Annotated in this window: 16 protein-coding genes and 1 tRNA gene; 12 read left to right on the forward strand and 5 right to left on the reverse strand. The window is 71.6% G+C overall.

Translation table 11 applies throughout. The features are described 5' to 3' along the window. The first annotated feature begins 343 nt into the window (after window positions 1–343). The 3 genes from ABTY56_RS26355 to der all read left to right on the forward strand — a co-directional run bounded on the left by ABTY56_RS26355 (window position 344) and on the right by der (window position 4,081). Entirely contained in the window at window positions 344–1,429 is a 1,086-nt protein-coding gene (locus tag ABTY56_RS26355; RefSeq protein ID WP_350631651.1) for a prephenate dehydrogenase, read from the forward strand. Between the two features lie 290 nt (window positions 1,430–1,719). Further along, window positions 1,720–2,433, forward strand: coding sequence for a (d)CMP kinase (cmk, locus tag ABTY56_RS26360; RefSeq protein WP_350631652.1), 714 nt, complete (start codon window positions 1,720–1,722; stop codon window positions 2,431–2,433). Window positions 2,434–2,626: 193 nt separating this feature from the next. Then, window positions 2,627–4,081, forward strand: coding sequence for a ribosome biogenesis GTPase Der (gene der, locus ABTY56_RS26365; RefSeq protein WP_350631653.1), 1,455 nt, complete (start codon window positions 2,627–2,629; stop codon window positions 4,079–4,081). A gap of 154 nt (window positions 4,082–4,235) precedes the next feature. Here der and ABTY56_RS26370 read toward each other — a convergent pair whose 3' ends face one another. Continuing rightward, the gene (locus ABTY56_RS26370) at window positions 4,236–5,117 is read right to left on the reverse strand and encodes a hypothetical protein (protein ID WP_350631686.1); all 882 of its coding nucleotides are present in this window, start codon (window positions 5,115–5,117) and stop codon (window positions 4,236–4,238) included. A gap of 317 nt (window positions 5,118–5,434) precedes the next feature. Further along, window positions 5,435–6,301, reverse strand: a complete 867-nt coding sequence (locus tag ABTY56_RS26375; RefSeq protein ID WP_350631654.1) for a DUF8842 C-terminal domain-containing protein — start codon at window positions 6,299–6,301, stop codon at window positions 5,435–5,437. 590 nt (window positions 6,302–6,891) lie between these two features. Between ABTY56_RS26375 and ABTY56_RS26380 the strand changes: the two genes are divergently transcribed. The 7 genes from ABTY56_RS26380 (at window position 6,892) to ABTY56_RS26410 (ending at window position 12,841) form a co-directional block, all read left to right on the forward strand. Beyond that, on the forward strand, window positions 6,892–7,635 hold the full coding sequence (locus ABTY56_RS26380) for a transglycosylase family protein (RefSeq protein WP_350631655.1): 744 nt from the start codon (window positions 6,892–6,894) through the stop codon (window positions 7,633–7,635). Between the two features lie 303 nt (window positions 7,636–7,938). Then, a complete protein-coding gene (locus ABTY56_RS26385) occupies window positions 7,939–8,295 on the forward strand; it encodes a transglycosylase family protein (RefSeq protein ID WP_350631656.1) in 357 nt (118 codons plus the stop codon). 178 nt (window positions 8,296–8,473) lie between these two features. Further along, complete coding sequence (locus ABTY56_RS26390; protein ID WP_350631657.1) at window positions 8,474–9,115, forward strand: alpha-ketoglutarate-dependent dioxygenase AlkB family protein; 642 nt, start codon at window positions 8,474–8,476, stop codon at window positions 9,113–9,115. Window positions 9,116–9,310: 195 nt separating this feature from the next. Next, complete coding sequence (locus ABTY56_RS26395; protein WP_350631658.1) at window positions 9,311–10,180, forward strand: acyl-CoA thioesterase; 870 nt, start codon at window positions 9,311–9,313, stop codon at window positions 10,178–10,180. A gap of 238 nt (window positions 10,181–10,418) precedes the next feature. After that, a complete protein-coding gene (locus ABTY56_RS26400) occupies window positions 10,419–11,207 on the forward strand; it encodes a DUF1684 domain-containing protein (RefSeq protein WP_350631659.1) in 789 nt (262 codons plus the stop codon). 72 nt (window positions 11,208–11,279) lie between these two features. Continuing rightward, window positions 11,280–12,632, forward strand: coding sequence for an MFS transporter (locus ABTY56_RS26405; protein ID WP_350631660.1), 1,353 nt, complete (start codon window positions 11,280–11,282; stop codon window positions 12,630–12,632). 135 nt (window positions 12,633–12,767) lie between these two features. Next, window positions 12,768–12,841, forward strand: a tRNA-Pro gene (locus ABTY56_RS26410). Window positions 12,842–13,235: 394 nt separating this feature from the next. Here the strand turns inward: ABTY56_RS26410 and ABTY56_RS26415 are convergent. Both ABTY56_RS26415 and ABTY56_RS26420 read right to left on the reverse strand, forming a co-directional pair. Then, the gene (locus tag ABTY56_RS26415) at window positions 13,236–13,754 is read right to left on the reverse strand and encodes a tyrosine-type recombinase/integrase (protein ID WP_350631684.1); all 519 of its coding nucleotides are present in this window, start codon (window positions 13,752–13,754) and stop codon (window positions 13,236–13,238) included. Window positions 13,755–13,802: 48 nt separating this feature from the next. Then, a complete protein-coding gene (locus ABTY56_RS26420; protein WP_350631661.1) occupies window positions 13,803–14,369 on the reverse strand; it encodes a site-specific integrase in 567 nt (188 codons plus the stop codon). Window positions 14,370–14,572: 203 nt separating this feature from the next. On the opposite strand from ABTY56_RS26420, the gene ABTY56_RS26425 reads away from it, so the two are divergent. Next, a complete protein-coding gene (locus ABTY56_RS26425; protein WP_350631662.1) occupies window positions 14,573–15,694 on the forward strand; it encodes a Fic family protein in 1,122 nt (373 codons plus the stop codon). 213 nt (window positions 15,695–15,907) lie between these two features. On the opposite strand, the gene ABTY56_RS26430 is transcribed toward ABTY56_RS26425, so the two are convergent. Beyond that, window positions 15,908–16,312, reverse strand: coding sequence for a hypothetical protein (locus ABTY56_RS26430; protein WP_350631663.1), 405 nt, complete (start codon window positions 16,310–16,312; stop codon window positions 15,908–15,910). 309 nt (window positions 16,313–16,621) lie between these two features. On the opposite strand from ABTY56_RS26430, the gene ABTY56_RS26435 reads away from it, so the two are divergent. Then, window positions 16,622–17,053 carry a hypothetical protein gene (locus ABTY56_RS26435; RefSeq protein ID WP_350631664.1) on the forward strand — a complete coding sequence of 144 codons (432 nt, stop codon included), beginning with the start codon at window positions 16,622–16,624 and terminating at the stop codon, window positions 17,051–17,053. Window positions 17,054–17,087 lie beyond the last annotated feature (34 nt).

The following is a 17,087-nucleotide window of genomic DNA, read 5'->3' on the forward strand; positions in this document are numbered from 1 at the left end:
GCCGTGTGCCGTGTGCCGTGTGCGCGGTGTGCCGCGTGGCCTGTGCCGAGTGTCGATCGTCGCGGCCGGCTGCTCTCCTGCTTGTCGGCTTCTTCCCCCGGGCGGCCAGTCTGCCCGGCTTCGGTACGGGCGTCGCCGGATTTCCCGGTACGGCGTGTGCACTGGATGGGACGGGGGCGGGGCCGTCGCGGTTGCCGGTGCCGGGAGCTGCCGGGAACTGCCCCCGTGGTTGCCGGGTGGCAGGTGGGGACTTCGGCGCGGCGGATGAGGGAGGATGGGGCGCGGGTGCTCCCGGACGGTCCCGGCACCTGTCGAGAATCGTGATCGAGGAGAGCGACCCGCCATGCGCACTGCCGTCGTCGTCGGCACCGGACTGATCGGCACCTCCGCCGCGCTCGCCCTGACCGCTCGTGGCCTGACCGTCCATCTGGAGGACGCCGACCCGGACGCCGCCCGCACCGCGGAGTCCCTCGGCGCGGGCACCACCGAACCGGTCGACGGCCCGGTGGACCTGGCGATCATCGCCGTCCCGCCCGCGCTGGTCGGCAAGGTGCTCGCCGACTGCCAGCGCCGCAACCTGGCGCACTGGTACACCGACGTCGCCAGCGTGAAGGCCGGCCCCGGCAGCGAGATCGCCGCGCTCGGCTGCGACACCGTCCACTACATCGGCAGCCACCCGATGGCCGGCCGCGAGCGCTCCGGCCCGCTGGCCGCCCGCGCCGACATCTTCGAGGGCCGCCCCTGGGTGCTCACCCCGACCGCCGACACCGACACCGAGACGCTCAACGCCGCGCTGGAGCTGGTCGCGCTCTGCGGCGCGATGCCGATCGTGATGGACGCCGCTGAGCACGACCGGGCCGTCGCCCTCGTCTCGCACGCCCCGCAGCTGGTGTCCTCGCTGGTCGCGGCCCGGCTGGAGAACGCCGACGACACCGCCATAAGGCTCTCCGGCCAGGGCGTGCGCGACGTCACCAGGATCGCCGCGTCCAACCCCGGCATGTGGGTCGACATCCTCTCCGCCAACGCGGGCGCGGTCGCCGACATCCTGGAGGAGGTCGCCCTCGACCTCGGCCAGACGGTCACCGCGCTGCGCGCGATGGAGGCGGCCGAGGAGGGCGAGCGGCGGGCGGGCGTGGCCGGGATCGCGGCGGTCATGCGGCGCGGCAACGCCGGCCAGGCCCGGATCCCCGGCAAGCACGGTGCGCCGCCCACCCGGTACGAGACCGTCGCGGTCGTCCTCGGCGACCAGCCGGGCGAGCTGGGCCGACTGTTCGGGGAGGTCGGCGACGCCGGGGTCAACATCGAGGACGTCGTCATCGAGCACTCGACCGGGCAGCAGGTCGGCTTCGTCCAGCTGTCGGTGGCGCCGACGGCGGTCAAGCGGCTGGTGAAGGCGCTGCGGGCGAGTGGGTGGAGCGTCCGGGACTGAGGGGCTGAGGGGATCCGGGGCTGAGGGGCTGAGGGGCTCCGGGGGCCCTGGGGGCTCTGGGGGTTCCAGGGCATCCGGGGGTCCGGGGGTCCGGGGGCTGGGGACTCGGGGGCGAGGGCTTTCGGGGGTCGGGGCTCGAGGGGTTCGACAGGGTGTGTCCGGGGGCCGGGCAGGGGCGGGGCAGGCGGCGGAGTCCGTGACGGCGGCGGTCCATTAACCTTGAGGGAGACAATCCCCGGCCGTCCGCCTGCGCAGGCTTCGGCTCCCATGCTCAGAGAGAGGTTCGCCCCGTGGACACTGCCGACCGAGCGCACGCCCCGGTCGTCGTCGCCATCGACGGACCCTCCGGCTCCGGCAAGTCGACCGTCTCGCGGGCGGTCGCCGCCCGGCTGGGTCTGAGCTTCCTGGACACCGGCGCCATGTACCGGGCGATGACCTGGTGGATGCTGGCCAACGAGGTCGACGTCGACGACCCGGAGGCGGTCGCCGTCGCATGCGGCAAGCCGGTGATCGTGTCGGGCACGGACGCCGACGGCCCCACCATCACGGTGGACGGCCAGGACGTCTCCGGCCCGATCCGCGGCCCCGAGGTGACGGCACAGGTCAGCGCCGTGGCCGCGGTGCCGGCGGTGCGGGCCCGGCTGGTGGAGCTGCAGCGCGGCTGCGCCGAGGTCGCGGAGCGCGGCATCGTCGCCGAGGGCCGGGACATGGGGACCGTGGTGTTCCCGGACGCCACCGTCAAGGTCTTCCTGACCGCCTCCGAGGAGGCCCGGGCCGAGCGCCGGGCCGCCGAGCTGCGCGCCAAGGGCGTCGACGAGGCGACCATCACCGCGATGGCCGCCGATCTCGCCCGCCGGGACGCCGCCGACTCCTCCCGGGAGACGGCCCCGCTGGCCCAGGCCGCGGACGCGGTCCTGGTGGACACCAGCGACCTCACGCTGGAGCAGGTGATCGACCGGATCGCCGGGCTGGTGGAGGAGCGGGCCGGGCTGTCCTCGGTCTGACCCGGCTGCGGGTCGGGTCGGCTGATTGTCGGGCGGACCCGTACCGGGCCGGCCGCTGCAGGGTTTGACCATTACCGAGTGAGCCGCGGGCCGTCGAGGCGCCGCGGAGACAACCATCGCGCTGCCCCGAGCGGGGCAGGTACGCACGGCACGCCCCTGGGAAGGGCCGGGCCGGGAAACGGAACAGACGAACATGACCGCAGAGCACACCACCGCCGATCACGGCGGACTGGACGCCGCCGACTACGCCGAGTTCATGGCCCTCGCCGCCGAGGAGGGCTTCGACATCGACGGCGTCGACGTCCTGGACGGCGCCGAGCTCGTCCGGCTGCCGGTGCTGGCCGTGGTCGGCCGCCCGAACGTCGGCAAGTCGACCCTGGTGAACCGCATCATCGGCCGCCGCGAGGCCGTCGTCGAGGACAAGCCGGGCGTCACCCGCGACCGGGTCACCTACGAGGCCAGCTGGAACGGCCGCCGCTTCAAGGTCGTCGACACCGGCGGCTGGGAGATCGACGTCCTCGGCATCGACGCCATGGTGGCCGCCCAGGCCGAGCTGGGCATCGAGCAGGCCGACGCGGTGCTGTTCGTCGTGGACGCCACGGTCGGCGCCACCGACACCGACGAGGCGCTGATCAAGATCATCCGCCGGGCGGGCAAGCCGACCGTCCTGTGCGCCAACAAGGTCGACGGCCCCTCGACCGAGGCCGAGGCCGCCTACCTGTGGTCGCTGGGCCTGGGCGAGCCGTACCCGGTCTCCGCCCTGCACGGCCGCGGCTCGGGTGACCTGCTGGACGCCGTCATGGACGCGCTGCCCGAGGCCCCGCCGCAGACCTTCGGCGACGCCGCCCCCGGCGGCCCGCGCCGGATCGCGCTGATCGGTCGGCCGAACGTCGGCAAGTCCAGCCTGCTGAACAAGGTCGCCGGCGAGGAGCGGGTCGTCGTCAACGAGCTGGCCGGCACCACCCGCGACCCGGTCGACGAGATGATCGACCTCGGCGGCAAGACCTGGAAGTTCGTGGACACCGCCGGTATCCGCCGTCGGGTCCACCTCACCGCCGGCGCCGACTTCTACGCCTCCCTGCGCACCTCCGCCGCGCTGGAGAAGGCCGAGGTCGCGGTCGTCCTGATCGACGCCAGCGAGACCCTCGCCGAGCAGGACACCCGCATCATCACGATGGCCGTCGAGGCCGGGCGCGCCGTCGTCGTCGCCTACAACAAGTGGGACCAGCTGGACGAGGAGCGCCGCTACTACCTGGAGCGCGAGATCGAGCGCGACCTCGTCCAGGTGCAGTGGGCCCCGCGGGTCAACGTCTCGGCCAAGACCGGCCGGCACATGGAGAAGCTCGTCCCGGCGATCGAGACCGCGCTGGAGGGCTGGGAGACCCGCATCCCGACCGCGCGCCTGAACGCCTTCCTCGGCGAGCTGGTGGCCGCCCACCCGCACCCGATCCGGGGCGGCAAGCAGCCTCGCATCCTGTTCGGCACCCAGGCGGGCATCCGGCCGCCGCGCTTCGTGCTCTTCGCCTCGGGCTTCCTGGAGGCCGGCTACCGGCGATTCATCGAGCGCCGGCTGCGTGAGGAGTTCGGGTTCGTGGGGACGCCGATCTCGATCTCGGTGCGGGTCCGGGAGAAGCGCAAGAAGAAGTAGACGTATGAAGTAGAAGCAGTAGAAGCAGTAGGAGTGGGAGCGGGAGTCGGGCGACAACCCGACTCCCGGCCGATGGGCCTCGTCACGGTGGTGGCGGGGCCCATCGGCGTTCCTGTGCCGGTGGGTGTTGGTGGGTGCCGGTGGGGGCGGTGTCTCAGTGGTGGTCGCCGTTGCGGCCCGGGGGGAGGGAGAGCATCTGTCGGTGGCGGCCGCCCGTGGACGGGGCGGTGGCGAGCCCGGTGGCCGTACCCATCACCGGAGAGGGTGCGGGCGGCGCGGGCGGTGCGGGCGCGGGTACGGACATCGCGTGCGGGACCGGGCCGAGGTACCCGGCGGCGACCCAGCCCTGGCCGTTGGTGAACTGGGGTGCAGCGCTTGTGGGTTGGGCCGGGGAGGGGGAAGCCTGAGCGGCGGATGGGGCGGCGTGGTCGAGGCCGGCGCCGGTGGGAGCGGTGGGGTCCGGGTGCTGGGCGTGGTGAGTGTGGGCTGAGTGACTTCCGGGGTGGTGGCCGGTGTGGGGCACGGCGTGGTGGTTGCTGCCGGTGTGGCCGTGGTGACCGTGCTGGTGGTTGCCGGTGTGGCCGCCGGCGTGACTGCCGGTGTGTCCGCCGTTGTGGCCCGAGCCCGAGTTCGTGCCGTGCGGCTGGGAGGACATGAAGTGGGGGAGGCCCGGCGCCTGGCCCGCGAGGGTGTGGAAGGCCTGGTGTTGGGGCGGGTACGAGCGCTGCTCGCCGAGCAGGGGGTAGCCGTCGCGGACCGCGAAGCCGGTGAACGCCAGGTCCTCCTCGCCCGATCGGTCGCCGGGCAGCGCGCGGAAGAGGCGCCGGTACTCGGAGTACAGCTCGTCGTAGATCGGCGTGGTGGAGTGCGGGTGCTCGGCGTCGTACGACGGGCGCATGCCCGGGATCGAGCGGGGGACGGTGGTGGAGCGGCCGGGGGACGCGGAGACGTCGTAGCTGTACACGTAGGGGCCAACGAGCGAGAGGGGGCGGGGATGCGGGGCGCTCATGCGGGGGCGGCCATGAGTGGCGCTCATGTACGGAGGTCATGAGCGACGCGCATGCGATGCGCAGGTCATGAGCGGCCCTCATGCGAGGCCCATGAGGGATGCTCATGCCGGGCCCATGAGCGAGGCTCATGGGCCGACCCCGTGAGCGGCGCTCATGAGCTCTGCGTCCCATGCGAGGCGTTCATCCAGGGGCCGGCAAGCGCGGGGCGTACCGGACGTGCAGGACGTTCAGGACGTTCGGGGGAGGGGCGTACGGGACGTACCGGGAGGAGCGGGCCCGCGCCGGAGGCGGCCCGGGGTGGAGGGGGAGGCCGCCGTCCGGCGCGCGGGGAGGGAGGGGCGGATCAGGTGCCGGCGAGCGGGAGGGAGGCGGCGACCACCTGGCCCAGCGCCACGGCCCGCTCCAGCGCCTGGCGCAGCAGGTCCTCGCGGGGCTGGCGGCCGACCATGCCGGCCGGGACGGCGTACATGGTCACCTCGGAGAGCTGGCTCGCCGCCATCCGCCAGGCGTCGGTGACCTGGAGCGGCTGGTGCGCCTGCCACCAGCCGGTGCTGCCGCCGGCCGCAGCGGGCTGCAGGATCGCGTGCAGCTTGCCCATCGCGACCAGGACCGACCAGCCGGGCAGCTGCTCCGGGGTCTCGTCCAGGTCGGTGACGGGCTGGAAGCCGGCGTCCTGGAGGAGGTCGAGGAACTCGTCCTCGCCCGAGGTGCTGCCCGGGCGGCCGACCGGGCCGGTGGGCTCGACCACCAGCGAGGCGTGGCCGACCTTGTCGTGCAGGACGAGCCCGCAGGTGATGCCGAGGATGGCGGCCTGGCCGGGGGCGGGCGACTGGGCCGCGGACCCGCCCGGGTTGGCCGGGCCAGGCTGCGGCGCGGTCGGCATGGGCGCGGTCGGCGCGGGGGCGGGGATGGCCAGGTCCGGGGCGCCGGTCTGGGCCTGGTGGATGCTGCGGACGGCGCCGACCAACTGCTCCTCGGCGACCGGCACCACCTGGGAGGGGATGCAGCGGGCGTGTGCGAAAGCGAGCACGGCGGTCTCGTCGCCGACGAAGAGCACGGTGCTGGTGGGCTCCACGTGCGTGTCGCCGGGGGTCCGGCAGGAGGTGCACTCGTAACTGTCGGGGGCGCGGTCGCCGCCCAGTAGGCGGTCGGCCTCGTCGTCGCCGATCTCGGACCGGACCTCGTCGCTGACGTCGAGCATGCGCGGCACAGGGTCTCCTCGGATGGATGCGGATGGGGCTTCGGGGGCGGACACGGGGAGGTCGACATGACCAACGGGCCCCTGTGTCAGGCGTCACGGGTGCCCCCCGAGGCTGACGGGAATTGCCCCGGATCCGACCGCGTGGCGTGTTCTCGCGGTCGCAATCTGTCGATGTGGGGGTCGGGACTGCCGGAATGAAGCCGTGAGGTGAGTCACCTGGTGGGGATGTTTGATCTAGGAATCAATGGTCAAATCTGACATTTCGGACACGATTGCCTTGGTCTTACCGCCGGTAACCCTTGGCTGAGCTGGGCAGACCGTTCAGGTTTTGAAATCCCCGTCGACCGGCTCGTAGCTTCTTGGTCGGCGCAACGAGCGCCACCCGGGTTCACCCCCGACGCACAGCCCCCCGGTCCGCCGGGCGTGGCAGGTGCCCGCCGACGCGATCGCTCGAACAGGTCGTCGGCGAGCGGCTGGGTGGCCGGGGCGGCAGCGGCACGTCCGACACGTGCACGGCCGCCCCACGGACGCGGCAAGCGAACGCGGCCCTCACAGGGCCTGGTTCCGCATGCCCGCCCGGGGCTGTCGAGAGGAACCCCATGACCTTCCGTAACGAGAACGCCGCTGCCACCACCTCCACCGCCACCAAGCGCAACCGCGTCCGGATGGCTGTCGTGGCGGGCGCCGCTGTCGCGGCCCTGCCGGTGGCCGGCCTCGTCACGGCCACCTCGGCCTCCGCCGCCTCCGTCTCCACCTGGGACGCCGTCGCCCAGTGCGAGAGCGGCGGCAACTGGGCCATCAACACCGGCAACGGTTTCTACGGCGGTCTGCAGTTCACCTCCAGCACCTGGGCCGCCTACGGTGGCACCGCCTACGCCTCGCAGGCCAACCTGGCCACCAAGGCGCAGCAGATCGCCGTCGCCGAGAAGGTCCTCGCCTCGCAGGGCCCGGGCGCGTGGCCCGTCTGCTCCGTCAAGGCCGGCCTGACCAAGGGCGGCGCCCCGGCTGCCGTCGACACCTCGGCGGCCGCCACCGCCGCCAAGCCCGCCGCCCCGGCCGCCAAGCCGGCGCAGGCCCCGAAGGCCGCCGTTCCCAAGGCCGACGCTGCGCCGAAGGTCGCCGCTCCGAAGGCTGCCCCGAAGGCCGACCAGGGCGCCAAGGCCTGGACCGGCTCGAACGACGCCAAGCCGGCCAAGGGCAACTACACCGTCAAGTCCGGTGACACCCTGAGCTCCATCGCTGCCGCGCAGGGCCTGGACTGGCACGACCTGTACAAGAACAACGCCAAGGTCATCGGTGGCAACCCGGACCTGATCTTCCCGGGTCAGACCCTGAGCATCTGAGCTGCCGAGCTGTTGAGCTGTTGAATCCCTGAGCTGTTGAGCTGCTGAACTCTTGGGGCTTCGAGGTCCTCAGGCTTCGAGGTCCCGAGGCTTCGTGAGTGGCTGACACCGCTTGTTCGGGCTCTCGTCGGCCCCGGCTTCCACGGCCGCTCCCCCCTCGCGCGGGTACTCCGCCGAGTGGGGGAGCGGCCGTCGGCGTTCCGTGGCGGGCGGCCCGCGGTGTGTCTAGGGTCGGCTGCCATGCCGCAATCGTGTGATGAGGGTACGGGTCGACGTCGGGCTGTGGTTCGGATCGGTGCTGCGGTGGCGCTGGTGCTGGCCGTCGCCACGGGCGGTGCGCGGGCCGGTGCGGCCGTCCGGGTCGCGGACCTGGTGTGGGACGAGCTGGCCGACTGCGAGAGTGGCGGCGACTGGCAGGCGAACACCGGCAACGGCTTCTACGGCGGCCTGCAGATCCGGTCGTCCACCTGGGAGGAGTCCGACGGCCTGCGCTTCGCCGACCGGCCGGACCACGCGAGTCGGCGGGAGCAGACGACCGTCGGCGAGGAGATCGTCCGGCGGCAGGGGTGGGGGGCCTGGCCGTCCTGCGCGAGGGAGTTGGGGCTGAGCGGGGGCGGGCCCGGCGGGCTCCTGACCGGGCCTGGCCGGACCCGGGCCTGACCGGGCCTGACCGGGTCCAGGTAAGCCCGGGCGGGTCCGGAACGGGGCGCGGGCTGGCCCTCGGTGGGTCCCGGGGCGCTCCCCGGCGGGGGTGGTGCGGGAGGATGGTGGGGTGATCCAGGGCGAGTTGTTCGGTGATCCGCCACGGGCTTCCGGCGATTCCGGGCCCGACGGGCGGGTGCGCGTCGAGCCGGCTCCCGGCGCCGTGCTGCTCCCCGGCTGGTTGGACCCCGACGCGCAGCTGCGCCTGATCGCCGCCTGCCGGGAGTGGGCCCGTCCGCCGGCCGGTCTGCACGCGGTGCGGATGCCCACCGGCGGGATGATGTCCGTACGGATGGTGAGCCTCGGATGGCACTGGTACCCGTACGGGTACCGGCGGATCGCCGAGGACGGCGCGCCCGTCAAGCCGTTCCCGTCCGAGCTGGGCCGTCTCGCCCGTCGGGCCGTCGCCGAGGCCTACGGGGACGTGCTGCCGGAGATCGCGGGCGCCGTGTCGTACGAGCCGGACATCGCGATCGTCAACCACTACCCGCACGGCGCCAGGATGGGCCTGCACCAGGACCGCGACGAGCGGACGGACGCGCCCGTGGTCTCGCTCTCGCTCGGGGACCGCTGCGTCTTCCGGCTCGGGAACACCGAGACCAGGACCCGGCCGTGGACCGACCTGGAGCTGCGCAGCGGGGACCTGCTGGTGTTCGGCGGCCCGGCCCGGTTCGCGTACCACGGGGTGGTGCGCACCCTGCCGGGCACGGCGGACCCGGAGCTGGGACTGGTGGGGCGACTCAACATCACGGTGCGGGAATCGGGGCTGGGAGCGTAGGGGCGGGCTGCCCGGAGGCTCGGCCGGACCCACCGCTTCCGTCATCCGTTCGTCGACTCGTCTACTCGTTCGAGTGAAACGGTGGCTCGGACACGGTGAGCGGGAATGACCCGGGGCGTCGGAGAATTCGAGTGAGCTGGAGAATTCGATCGGAGTCCGCATCCGGAGGGATCGGGGTCCGGAGAGGACACGCTCATGGGTACCCCCGTCGACGACCTTGTCGATCTGCTCGACCTGGAGCAGATCGAACTGAACATCTTCCGCGGACGCAGCCCCGAGGAGGCCCTGCAACGGACCTTCGGCGGCCAGGTCGCCGGGCAGGCGCTGGTGGCCGCGGGCCGCACGGTCGAGGACAAGCGCCCCGTCCACTCGCTGCACGCCTACTTCCTGCGCCCCGGTGTGCCCGGTCTGCCGATCGTCTACCAGGTCGACCGGATCCGGGACGGCCGCTCCTTCACCACCCGCCGGGTGCTCGGCATCCAGGGCGGCCGGTCGATCTTCGCGCTCACCGCCGACTTCCACAGACCCGAGGAGGGAGGCATCGAGCACCAGTACCCGATGCCGGACGTCGCCCCGCCCGAGGAGCTGCCCAGTGCACTGGAGGAGGTCGGTTCCCGGCTCGGCGAACTGCCCCCGTTCATCAGCCGCCGCCAGCCCTTCGACATCCGCTATGTCGACCGGCTGCGCTGGACCAAGGAGGAGCTGGCCGGCGTCGAGGCGCGCAGCGGCGTCTGGCTCCGCACCAACGGCCCGCTGCCGGACGACCCGCTGATCCACGTCTGCGCCCTCACCTACGCCAGCGACATGACGCTGCTGGACGCCGTCCGGGCCCCCGTCGAGCCGCTGTGGGGCGAGCGCCACTTCGACATGGCCTCCCTGGACCACGCGATGTGGTTCCACCAGCCGTTCCGGACGGACGACTGGCTGCTCTACCAGCAGGAGGCCCCGATCGCGCACGGCGCCCGCGGCCTGGCCCGCGGGCAGATCTTCGACCGGAACGGACACCTGGTGGTGTCCGTCGTGCAGGAGGGGCTGTTCCGACCGTTGAAGCGGCGAGACGGATAGGCATGGCGTGACCCGCGCTCGCACTCCGTGACCTGCTCCGTGGCCGCGCTCCGTGACCGTGCACCGTGATCCTTGGGTGCTTTCCGTGTTGTACGGCGTCGGTGCGATGCCGCCCCGTTGCGGTTTCGGCGGCTTCGGACCGGCGGGAATGATCCGCCCGAGCGGGCGGTGTTGTGGATGATCGAGAAGGGCGGCCCGAACAGCGGGCCGTCCCCGGACCGACCGGGAGGGTGGACCGATGACGGCGACCGCCGCAGAGGACTGGAAGCACTGGAGCGACGGGCGGGCGGCGTCCGTGAGCGCGCCGCACGGCCAGCTCGCACTCACCGGCACGCACTGGCTGGAGCCCGAGCCCGCCGAGATCCCCGGCCTGCCCGGGCACTGGTGGGCCGACACCGAGGGCGTCCGGGTCCGGGCGTCGGCGGGCGACGGCATCACCGTGACCGGCACGGACGGCCCGTTGGACGGTGAGGTGCTGCTGCGCCCGGACAGCGACCCGGCCGCCGACACCGCCGTCCTGGGCGACCTGCTGCTCGTGCCCATCGAGCGCGAGGGCGAGCTGGCCCTGCGGGTCTTCGACCCGGCCGCGCCGCGCCGGGCCGCCTTCGCGGGCATCTCCGCCCACCCCTACGCACCCGAGTGGGCCGTGCCCGCGGTCTTCACCCCGTTCGAGGACGAGACCCGGTCGGTCGTGGTCCCGAACGCGGACGGCAAGGAGCGCCCGCTGGCCGTCAACGGGCAGATCGCCTTCACCGTGGCCGGCGAGCACCGCACGCTGACCGTCAGCCAGTCGGGCAACCGCCTCAGCGGCGTGATCGCCGACGCGAGCAGCGGCATCGACACCTACCGCTTCCGCTTCATCACGCTGCCGGCGCCGGACGCCGACGGCCGTACGGTCCTCGACCTCAACCGGGCCTACCTGCCGCCCTGCGCCTTCTCCGACCACTTCATCTGCCCCTTCCCGCCGCCGGGCAACCGGCTGGACTTCGCGGTCGAGGCGGGGGAGAAGCAGGTGCTGAGCAGGTAACGGCAGCGCGGTTTCGGGTCGAGGGCCGCCCCGCTGTGGGGGCGGCCAGGGGCGGGGCGGAGCATGGGAACCATGTCGAACGATCAACATTCCACCTCCGCCGCGTCGCCCGGTGCCGCATCGCCCGGCCCCGCGTCGCCCGGCACCGTGGCTACCGGTGACCTGCCCGCCGACCCGGAGGCCACCGAAGCGCCGTGGTACCGGCGGGCGTTCGCCGACCTCAGCCCGCTGCGCGAGAACGCCGACTACCGCCGGGTCTGGTCCGGTCAGGCCGTCTCCTCCATAGGCCAACAGATGACGGCCGTCGCCGTCTCCGTCCAGGTCTACGACCTGACCGGCTCCGCCTTCGCGACCGGCCTGGTCGGCATCTTCTCCCTCGTCCCGCTGGTCGCCTTCGGCCTCTACGGCGGCGCGATCGCCGACACCGTCGACCGGCGCCGGCTGGGCCTGATCGGCTCGGGCGGCCTCGCGGTCGTCTCCGCGGTCCTGGCCGCGCAGGCCCTGGCCGGCCTCGGCCTGGTCGCCGTCCTCTACGCGGCCGTCGCCGTCCAGGCCGCGTTCTTCGCCCTCAGCTCGCCCGCCCGCTCCGCGATGATCCCCCGGCTGGTACCCAGCCACCAGCTCCCGGCCGCGAACGCCCTGAACACCGTCAGCATGAACCTCGGCCTCACCATCGGCCCGATGCTCGGCGGCGTCCTCATCGGCGCCTACGGACCCCAAGCGGCCTACCTGGTCGACACCGTGGCCTTCACCGGCACCCTCTACGCCATGTGGCGCCTGCCCGCCATGCGCCCGCTCGGCGAGCGCAAGGGCCGCGCCTCCGTCCTCGACGGCCTCCGCTTCCTGCGCGAGCAGCCCAACCTGCGCACCAGCTTCCTCGCCGACCTGGCCGCGATGGTCTTCGGCATGCCGCGCGCCCTCTTCCCCGCCATCGCGATCACCTTCTACGGCGGCGACGCCGGCACCGTCGGCCTGCTGGTCTCCGCCCCGGCCGTGGGCGCCCTGATCGGCGCGCTCTTCTCCGGCTGGGTCGGCCGCGTCCACCGCCAGGGCCTCGCCGTCCTCGCCGCCGTCGCCGCCTGGGGCCTGGCCATCGCCGCCTTCGGCGTCCTCCACAACCTCTGGCTCGGCCTCGTGCTGCTCGCGGTCGCGGGCTGCGCCGACACCGTCAGCATGATCTTCCGCAACACGATGATGCAGGTAGCCGCACCCGACGAGATGCGCGGCCGCCTCCAAGGGATCTTCATCGTCGTCGTGGCCGGCGGCCCCCGCCTCGGCGACTTCGAGTCCGGTACCGTCGCCGCCCTCACCAACCCCGCCACCTCCGTGATCAGCGGCGGCCTCGCCTGCGTCGCCGCCGTCCTCCTCCTCGCCGCCCGCCGCCCCGCCTTCCTCGCCTACGACGCCCGCCACCCGACTCCCTGACCCACCCACCCCCAAACCTGGCAGCGAGCACCCCCCGACGTGCTGTATTGTTTTCCACGTCGCCGGGACACCGGGGACAAGGTCGAGAAGCCCACAGCAGAGCCCCCCAGGCCCTCGCTGCAGGCACCGAGACCACGGGACGTGGCGCAGCTTGGTAGCGCACTTGACTGGGGGTCAAGGGGTCGCAGGTTCAAATCCTGTCGTCCCGACTGTGAAGTCGGTTGTGAGAGCGGGTACTTGGGGAACCAGGTGCCCGCTCTTGCTGGTTTTCGGGGCCCGTTTTTGGTCCCTGGGTGGTCCCAAAATGGTCCCCAGGTTTGGCCATGGGTGCGTTGCCACCCGTTGCTCCAGTGGCTGGTATGCGGATTGTTCTTCAATCTCAAGGTGAAGTGCGAGACCTCCTTGCCGTTTTGTTGGAGCGAGGCGTGGTGGCGCACTTGACCTTCGGTCAAGTGCGCCGGGCATCGGTCAAGTGGGTCAAACTGGTTCATATCGGGGTATTTCTAAGGCCTTTCTGGCGCCTACTGCTTGCTGTGGAGTGACTCGGGCTGCCTCGAAGCGACTTGGCAGTGGCCATTTCGAGGCGATGATGGTCACGGTGTGTTACCAGCGGCGGGTGATCTGGCCGTCGCATTGGAGCTTCTCGAGGTGATGAGTGAGGGCTTGGCCGGCTTCCAGGATCCGGAGCACGTCAGGGTGGAAGTAGCGCTGGGTGGTGGTGATGAGCCGGTGTCCCGCGATTTCCATGAGGATGTGCGGAAGGAATCCGGCGTCCGCCATCCAAGTGAGCCCCGTGTGGCGCAGATCGTGGCGTCGCAGGTGCTCGTAGCCGAGGTCGCTGGTGACCTCGTCCCAGTGCGTGGCGTCGCGCAGGACGGCGGTGCTGATGCGGCCGCCGCGCGGGCCAGTGTAGAGGCGGGCGTCGGAGTCGCCGCGGGTGGCCTGCAGTCGGCGGGCGATGAGCGGGTGTAGCGGCACGATGATCGGGATGAAGCGGGCGATCCGGCCTTTGGTGTGCTTGTCGACCAGACCGCCGGGCGCGGGGGTGGTCTGCCGGCGGCAGGTCAGAAGCCATTTGTCGGTGTCGACGTCGCGGGCCCGAACTCCAGAGACTTCTCCGATGCGGGTGGCGGTGCAGGCGCTGTGGACGACGTCGCCCCAGCCGCGGTATCAGTTGTACGAGGCTTCGATCAGGGCGTCGGCGAGTTCGATGAGGGCGTCCCAGTCGCGCAGTGCGAGGGTGCGGGGGTCTCGCAGTTCGTCCTCGGCCTGCTGGAACTGGTGCTGCCATCCGGTGATGTGGGCAGGGTTGCGGTCGAGGATGCCGTCCACGATGGCCTGCTCGAAGGTGCGGGAGAGCATGGCCAGGGTGTTCTTGATCGTGGAGCGGCTGCAGCCGTCAGCGATCCAGCCGAACACTGCGGCAGTGACGAGAGCGGTGGTGATCAGGCGGAGGGGGATGCGCCCGAGTTCGGGTTCGATCCGCAGGTGCCAGCCGGCGAGGTAAGGGGCGTGTGTGGTGGTTTCCAGGCCGGCCAGGATGGCCGAGAGGCGGAGGTTGACGTAGTCAGCCAGCGGCATGGAGGCCAGGGACGGGAGTGCGGGGCTGCCGGTGGCATCGGCCAGGACGGTCAGCCACTGGGTGACCAGCGTCGGGTCGAGTCCATTGTGGATGGCCCCTGCGAGGAAGCTGGCCCAGGCGTGCGTCTGGGTCGGGGTGACCTGGGTGGACGGCAAGCGGCGGCCGGTAAGCGGTGAAGTGTGGTGTTGCGAGCGCCGGGCGCTCGCCGGAGCCGGAAGGCTGGCGGCGGTGATCTCGCTGAACGGATCCAGGGAGGCCGATTCCCAAGGGTTTATTGAAGTATTCATGCACCATGATTGCGCCAAATCTCCTTGACTGCTTGATGCCGTCATGGTGTCATTGCTTTATGCTCTATGGTGTGCCTTCGCTGCAGGACATCGACCAGTCCGTCCTCGCGGAGATCGACGAGATGCGGGATCGGTTGCGTATCCATCTGCGCGCCTCACGTCGCTGGGAGGGGCAGCTGCGGCGCAACCTCACGGCGCGGGCGATCGCCGGATCGAACACGATCGAGGGCTATGCCGCGAGCGTGTCGGACGTCGAGGACATCATGGTGGGCGAGGCGCCGATCGATGCGAACGACACCGTCACGGCCGAGATCGAGGGCTATCGGCAGGCGATGACATACATCCAGCGCCTCGCCGAAGCGGGCGATGACTTCGCCTACAGCAAGGGCCTGCTCAACTCGCTGCACTTCATGATGCAGGGCCACCACCTGCTCAAGCGGCCCGGTTGGTGGCGTACCGGGCCGGTCTACGTCACTTCCGCCGAGGATCCGACCATCGCTGCCTACACCGCCCCTGATGCCCAACAGCTGGCGGGCCTGACCGGCGAGCTGGTGGAGTGGCTGAACGAGGGGAGCCTCGACGCACCGGGTCTGGTGCGCGCATCGATGGCGCACCTGAATCTGGTGTCGATCCACCCGTGGTCGGACGGCAACGGGCGGATGTCCCGCGCTCTGCACACCCTGGTCCTGGCCCGTGAGGGGATCATGGCGCCGGAGTTCTCCAGCATTGAGGAGTGGCTTGGCCGGGCCCGCAACACCTATCGCTACTACGACATCCTGGCCGAGGTCGGTGGCCCGGTCTGGACTCCGGACCGCGACACCTTGCCCTGGATCCGGTTCTGTCTGCGCGCCCACCACCAGCAGGCTCAGAGCGTCGAGCGCCAGGTGAACACCACCCGCGAGGTCTGGACCGCCCTTGACGAAGCCGTCGAGCAGCGCGGCTGGCCCGACCGCATGCTCTACGCCCTCTACCCCGCGGCCATGGGCAACCGCCTGCGCCGCGCCACCTACCAGGCCGACGCCGAGCTCAGCGAGCAGCAGGCCCAACGCGACATCCGCGAGCTCGTCCGTGCGGGCTGGCTTACCGCCAAGGGCGAGGCTCAGGGTCGCTACTACACGGCTGGCCCGGACCTCCCCGATGCGATCACTCGCGGGATCCGCGAGCCTCGCCCGCTGCGTGACCCCTACGCGTGAGGCGGCGGCCGCCCGGTGATTCGTGGGCTTCAGCGGTGTTGTCGGGAAATCCTCCGGGGCCTACGTGGGTACGGCCGTCTCGGCGCGGCCCTGGGGCCAACTGCTCGAGTGTCGCCGCCGATGGTGGCTGAGGTCTGTCGGCTCGCGTTCCGGTGCCGACAGATTGCTCGTCCGACCGCAGGTCTCGAGGCTCTCCCGTCCGGTGCAAAGCCTTTACCCCATGTAGGCGGGCTTGACCGCGACGAGTTGTCGCAGGGCTTCGCTGCGCAGGGCAGCGAAGCCGCGGGTTTCGGAGATCCAGCCTGTGATGAGCCGTTTGAACGCGGCCTCGGCCTCTGGCCGGCCTGGGCGCCAGTGATCGAAAGCGTTGCGCACGACTGAGGACACCGCCCAGCCGCCGTCCTCCCGGCGGCGCCACGACCAGGACGACTGGCGATCGTAGGCGTACCACGCGCGCCGCATTACCTTGGACCCATCTACTCCGAGACGCGCGATCTCGGGGCTGTCGGCGACGGCTGAAAACGGGCCGGTCGTGAACGCGGGCTCCGGTACCAGCCTGGCTGCTCCCAGCTGCGGGACGCCATCCGTTCGTGGGGAGAATTGGACGGTCGCTGTCATCTGGCGAGCGGTAGGACGGGTCTTGTTGGCCCGCCGCAGGATTCGCGCCACTCTGAGGCCTCTGCCCCGCGCCGCGGCTGGGCTTCCGGCAGTCGAACAAGACGAGCCTGCCCCTGGTCGAAGACTGTGCATGTGTCGACACACCTGTCGTGCACAGGATTCGAACGAGAGCGGGGACGCGCCGGCGGCAGGTCGGAGCCCGGGTGGGCGGGATCCGGTCGATGTGCACGATTGGCTTGTGCGGCGTCACATTCCGTTCGCATCCTTTCGTGGCGCGGTCCGTCGCGTGGGCCGGACGAGAGGTGAGACATGGGTGCTGCCGAAATCGACGTGATGGACCTGGCGACGCGGGCGTCCGAGGCGCTGGCTGTGGAAGTGGCACGGTCCGGGTGGGGCCTGGTCAAGGAGCGGATCTCCCGCTTCCTGAGGCGCGATGAACCCGAGGCCGTGGAGCGGCAGTTGGCGGACCTCGACGCTGCTGCCGAGAAGGGCCCGGACGGTGACGGAGCGCACGGCGCGCTCCGGGCACAGTGCTTCTGGCAGCTCGGGGCTTATCTGCAGCGCAACCCCGACGCGATCGAGGAACTGGAGCAGCTGCTCGCCGAGCTGGGGGACGGGAGTAGGAAGGCGGGCTCCGTGATGAACGCGAATGGCAACACCGGCAGTGTCGTCATCCAGGCAGGCGGCAACGTGAGCACGGGGACAGGTTCCATCACCGCCTCCACGCGGCCCAAGCGGTGACGGTGGAACAGCCCGTGGAGGAGCCGGGCCCTGA

This window comes from Kitasatospora sp. NPDC097691 (genome assembly GCF_040302665.1).
Lineage (GTDB): Bacteria > Actinomycetota > Actinomycetes > Streptomycetales > Streptomycetaceae > Kitasatospora.

Bases quoted from the DNA above. Each gene is read 5' to 3' on its own strand.
- ABTY56_RS26355 (WP_350631651.1), top strand. From the start codon at position 344: ATGCGCACTGCCGTCGTCGTCGGCACCGGACTGATCGGCACCTCCGCC.
- der (WP_350631653.1), top strand. From the start codon at position 2,627: ATGACCGCAGAGCACACCACCGCCGATCACGGCGGACTGGACGCCGCC.
- ABTY56_RS26370 (WP_350631686.1), bottom strand. From the start codon at position 5,117: ATGAGCGCCACTCATGGCCGCCCCCGCATGAGCGCCCCGCATCCCCGC.
- ABTY56_RS26380 (WP_350631655.1), top strand. From the start codon at position 6,892: ATGACCTTCCGTAACGAGAACGCCGCTGCCACCACCTCCACCGCCACC.
- ABTY56_RS26395 (WP_350631658.1), top strand. From the start codon at position 9,311: ATGGGTACCCCCGTCGACGACCTTGTCGATCTGCTCGACCTGGAGCAG.
- ABTY56_RS26400 (WP_350631659.1), top strand. From the start codon at position 10,419: ATGACGGCGACCGCCGCAGAGGACTGGAAGCACTGGAGCGACGGGCGG.
- ABTY56_RS26405 (WP_350631660.1), top strand. From the start codon at position 11,280: ATGTCGAACGATCAACATTCCACCTCCGCCGCGTCGCCCGGTGCCGCA.
- ABTY56_RS26430 (WP_350631663.1), bottom strand. From the start codon at position 16,312: ATGACAGCGACCGTCCAATTCTCCCCACGAACGGATGGCGTCCCGCAG.
- ABTY56_RS26435 (WP_350631664.1), top strand. From the start codon at position 16,622: ATGGGTGCTGCCGAAATCGACGTGATGGACCTGGCGACGCGGGCGTCC.